The organism is Streptomyces sp. NPDC055078 (genome assembly GCF_053607985.1).
This window is the reverse complement of sequence record NZ_JBSGUP010000616.1, coordinates 1-4,940: the sequence shown is the minus strand read 5'-3', so window position 1 is coordinate 4,940 and position 4,940 is coordinate 1. Positions and strand designations below refer to the sequence as shown.

The 4,940-nt window shown below is 71.7% G+C and carries 3 protein-coding genes; all 3 read right to left on the bottom strand.

Going from position 1 to position 4,940, the window contains the following annotated elements; translation table 11 throughout:
• Positions 1-56: 56 nt before the first annotated feature.
• On the bottom strand, positions 57-1,943 hold the full coding sequence (locus tag ACWF94_RS33350) for a SpoIIE family protein phosphatase (protein ID WP_453497200.1): 1,887 nt from the start codon (positions 1,941-1,943) through the stop codon (positions 57-59).
• 455 nt (positions 1,944-2,398) lie between these two features.
• The gene (gene fomD / locus ACWF94_RS33345) at positions 2,399-3,079 is read right to left on the bottom strand and encodes a cytidylyl-2-hydroxypropylphosphonate hydrolase (RefSeq protein ID WP_453497197.1); all 681 of its coding nucleotides are present in this window, start codon (positions 3,077-3,079) and stop codon (positions 2,399-2,401) included.
• Between the two features lie 46 nt (positions 3,080-3,125).
• Positions 3,126-4,523, bottom strand: coding sequence for a class II fumarate hydratase (locus ACWF94_RS33340; RefSeq protein WP_453497194.1), 1,398 nt, complete (start codon positions 4,521-4,523; stop codon positions 3,126-3,128).
• Positions 4,524-4,940: the final 417 nt, after the last annotated feature.

Sequence of the window (4,940 nt, the reverse complement as noted above, 5' to 3'; positions counted from 1 at the left end):
CTGCCCCGGGTGCCGCCGTACCGCCCCCCGGGCGGCCCCCCGGGGGCGGTACAGGGTTACGCCCGGGTCGGCAGCTCGAACCAGACGACCTTGCCGCTGGAGAGCCGGGTGGCTCCCCACCGCCTGGCCAGCCGGTTCACCAGAAAGAGACCTCTGCCGCCCTCGTCCGTGTCCCTCGCCCGCCGCTGCCGGGGCAACTGCGGAGAGTCATCGCCGACCTCGCAGCGCAGTACGTCCGTCCGCAGCAGCCGCAGTGTCACCGGGCGCTCCGCGTACCGCACCGCATTGGTCACCACCTCGCTGACCAGCAGTTCCACCGCGTCGGACAGCTCCTCAAGACCCCACCTGGACAGCGCCCGGCGGGCCAGCCGGCGGGCCCGGCCCGGAGCGGCGTCCTCCGGCTCCAGGAACCAGTAGGCGACATCACTCGGAGCGATCCCGACGAAACGGGCCGCGAGCAGCGCGATGTCATCGTCCCGGTCGCCGGGGCCGAGCATGTCCAGGACGTCGTCGCAGAGCGCCTCCAGCGGCGGGGAGTGGTCAGGACCGGTGAGCTGGGCGGTCGCGGCCAGCCGCTCCCTGAGCTGCTCGATCCCGGTCCAGACGTCCCGCAGCCGGGACTCCACCAGCCCGTCCGTGTACAGCAGCAGCGTCGCCCCGGCCGGGGCGTCCAGCTCCACGGCCTCGAAGTCCACGCCGCCGACCCCGATGGGGGCGCCGGGCGGCACCCGCAGCACCTCGGCCCGCCCGCCCAGATGCAGCAGCACGGGCGGCGGGTGGCCCGCGTTGGCGATGGTGATCCGGTGCGAGACCGGGTCGTACACCGCGTACATACAGGTCGCCATGCGGTCGGTGCCGAGCCGCTGGGCCTGCTCGTCCAGATGGTGCAGCACCTCCTGCGGCGGCAGATCGAGCCCGGCCAGGGTCTGCGCGGTGGTCCGCAACTGGCCCATGATCGCCGCGGAGGTCATGGAGTGGCCCATGACATCGCCGACGACCAGCGCCACCCGGCTGCCGGGCAGCGGGATCGCGTCGTACCAGTCCCCGCCGACCCGAGCGGTCTCGGCGGCCGGGAGATAGCGCGAGGCGAGCCGTACCCCGGTCGGCTGGGGCAGCGAGTCCGGCAGCATCGTGCGCTGCAGCTCATCGGCGATGTACGCCTCCCGCCCGTACAGCACCGCCTTGTCGATGCCGAGCGCGGTGTGCGTCGCCAGCTGGGCGGCGACCAGCAGATCGTTCGGCTCGAAGGCATGCCGGTCCGGCCGCCGCAGGAAGACGGCGGCACCGATCACCCGCCGCCGCCCGCGCAGCGGGGCGAGGATCGCCCGGTGCCCGTTCGGTACGGTCCGGTCCGCGCCCAGCAGTTCGGGCAGGGCGGCGCGCGCCGCCGCCGAGTCGCCGAAGACCGGCCGCACCCCGCGCAGCACCTCGGACAGCGCTCCGCCGGAGCGGACCTCGCAGATGTCGGCGGCGGGGGTGAGGTCGTTGTGCGGGTCGAGGGCGGGCAGCGGGTGGACGCCGAAATCGGCGGTGTCCTCCGCTAAACGCAACCGGTCCGTGCGGCGCAGCCGCAGCTGGAACGGCGAGACGGGCCGCTCGTCGCCCACCGGCAGGGGATCGCGCAGATAGACCAGGATCGCGTCCGAGAACGTCGGCACGGTCGCCCGGCACAGCCCCAGCACGATCTCGTCCAGATCTATCCCCCGCGCGATCCTGCGGGTCGCGGCACCCACGAAGCGCAGCCGGTCACCTTCGCGCCGGGCCGTCCCCGCCAGGTCCTGCATGTCCTGTGGCGGACCCCCCAGGGCTGCGGGGACACCGGAGGACACCGGCGGGGCGGGCACGCCGGGCGAACCGGCCGTCTCCGCCCGCGGCCGGGTGCGTTCCTGCGGCCGGGCAGCCAAGGGCTGCCGGCCTTCGTGGGAGGTTGGCTGCTCCGTCACGCGTGGGCTTCCGTCCGTCTGGGCCGGGTGTGCGATGCGAACGCCTCAAGAGGCGGTGTACCCGCTCTGCGGGAGGCGTCGCCAGGGTGGCGGGCATCCGGCACGGCTCCACCCCCTAGGGCCTGTCCTCGAAGTGACTCGTCAATGACTTACGGACTTAACGTCAGGTCATACGGTGCGCTCAATGGTTACCGAACAGCTGCCGAACGGCGCGGCCCTGCGGACGACGATCCTACGTTTGCCCCCAGGGGCAGTATCAAGAGTCTCACGACGTAGTATGCGCCGGAGCGTGTTCCCCGACCGGAGTCGGACATCTTGCGGGCACGGCGGAGATCCGCCCCACCGCGCCGCTTGCGCCGCCTCGTGACCGCGCCTCGTGAGCCACCTGGTGCGACACCCGTCGCCCTGGTGCGCGGTTTGTCCTCGTGCTCCTCGTGTACAGCCGACCGACATGCTCAGGACGCCATCCTCACCGACGTACGGTCCCAGTCCGCGGGCAGTTCGGGCACTCGCCAGGCCGGATCCGGCCGCCAGTGCTCCCAGCCGTCCGGGAACGGGGCTCCCCAGGCCCTGATGACCTCGACCGCGGCCTTCCCCGCGGCCCGCACCCGCTCGGCCTTCTCCGGGTCCACCAGGCCCACGCGCTGGGCCTCCGCGAACTCGTCCTCGTCCCGCCAGAGCCAACTGCGGTCGGGGTAGACCGAGATGTCCAGAAAATGATCCTCGGAGTCGATACCGCCCGCCCAACGGGTGCGCGGCTCCTCCAGATTGACGTACCAGCTCTTGAACTGCCAGCCCGGCTCCCAGAACAGCCAGACCGACCACGGCTGGCCGGGCCTGGCGAGCTTGAGCACCCCCGTACCCCACCAGCGGTCGCGTACGACCGTGCGCGGGGCGGTGTAGCGGGTGGCGAGCGGCTGCTCGTGGACGGGGGTGCCGTCCATGAGCACCGGTTTCACACACTCCGTGCCCGGCGCCAGCCACACGACGAGTTCCTCGGCGGTGTCCTGAACGACGGTCACGGGACGGCAGATGTTCACGCCCCCGCAACTCGTCAGGTCCGGGGCATGGCCGCGATAGCGCCAGAGGATGTGGTCCCCCGGCGTCCAGCGTTCGACGCGTTCCGTGCCTGTCATGAGCAGATTTTAGGAGTACGGCTCCGTCCGCGTGCGGTGATCGGCCTCACGGGCGCGTCATACGCAGGACGTCGAGCGCCTCGTCGAGCTGCTCCAGCGTCAGCGCGCCCCGCTCCACATAGCCCGATTCGATGACGACCTCACGGATCGTCTTCCGCTCGGCCAGCGACTTCTTGGCGACCTTCGCGGCCTCCTCGTACCCGATGTACTTGTTCAGCGGGGTGACCACCGACGGCGAGGACTCCGCGTACTCCCTGGCCCGTTCGGCGTTGGCGGTGACTCCGTCGACCGTACGGTCGGCCAGCAGCCGGGAGGCGGCCGACAGCAGCCGGATCGACTCCAGCAGATTCTTCGCCATCACCGGGAGCATCACATTCAGCTCGAAGTTCCCGGCGGCCCCGGCGACGGCGACGGTCGTGTCATTGCCGGTCACCTGCGCGGCCACCATCAGCACCGCCTCCGGGATCACCGGGTTGACCTTGCCCGGCATGATCGACGACCCGGGCTGGAGGTCCGGGAGATTGATCTCGGCGAGCCCGGTGCGCGGGCCGCTCGCCATCCAGCGCAGATCATTCGCGATCTTGGTGAGCGAGACCGCGATCGTCCGCAGCTGCCCGGAGGTCTCCACCAGACCGTCCCGCGCGCCCTGCGCCTCGAAGTGGTCCCTGGCCTCCGTCAGCGGCAGCCCCGTCGTCCGCGCCACCTCGGCGATCACGGCGCCGGAGAACCCGGGCGGGGTGTTGATGCCGGTACCCACCGCCGTACCGCCCAGCGGCAGTTCCGCGAGCCTCGGCAACGACGCCTCCAGCCGCTCCACGCCGTACCGGATCTGCGCCGCGTAGCCGCCGAACTCCTGGCCCAGTGTGACGGGCGTCGCGTCCATCAGATGCGTACGGCCCGACTTGACGACCTCCGCGAACTCGGCGGACTTCCGTTCCAGCGAGGCCGCGAGGTGGGTCAGCGCCGGGATCAGATCGGCCGTCACGGCCGCCGTCGCGGCGATATGGATCGACGACGGGAAGACGTCGTTGGACGACTGGGACGCGTTCACATGGTCATTGGGGTGAACCGGGCGGCCCAGGCGCTCGGTGGCGAGCGTCGCCAGCACCTCATTGGTATTCATGTTCGAGGAGGTGCCGGAGCCTGTCTGAAAGACATCCACCGGAAAGTGGTCGTCCCAGCGCCCTTCCGCGACCTCCCCCGCCGCGTCCGCGATCGCCTCCGCGATGTCCTTCTCGACCACCCCCAGCTCCGCGTTCACCCGCGCCGCCGCGCCCTTGATCCGCGCCAGCGCCTCGATATGCGCCCTCTCCAGCCGCTGCCCCGACACGGGAAAGTTCTCCACCGCCCGCTGCGTCTGCGCCCGCCATTTCGCCTGCGCGGGCACCCGCACCTCGCCCATGGAGTCGTGCTCGATCCGGAAGTCGTCGGGGGCGTCGGTCATGGCTGCTCTGTCCTCCTGGCTGCGACTGGCTGCGCTGTGCTGTGCCTGTGCTGGGGCCCGGGCCCCATTCTCCAGGAATGAGCACGCGCGCTCTCGCGGCTATTCCCGCGCCTGCCGGTGGGAGGGCACGCCCTCCGGGCGTGTCCTCAAACTCCCCCAGACTCCGTCCGGGGGGACCCCCACGGGCTGGATTTCCGGACCCGGGTGGGCAGATTCAGCCCCCGCCCGGGGGCACCCCCACCCGGGCGAAGCCCTGGGGGAGATTGATGCGCTGGTGGGCGAAATCAGCCTCGCCGGCGTTTGAGGCGCGGGGTCCGGGGGCGGAGCCCCGGGAGACGGCGGCGTGCCGTGGCGCCACGGTGCCTCGGGCGGGGCTCAGGCGCGGACGCCGACGGACTCGGGTGGGCAATACACGCC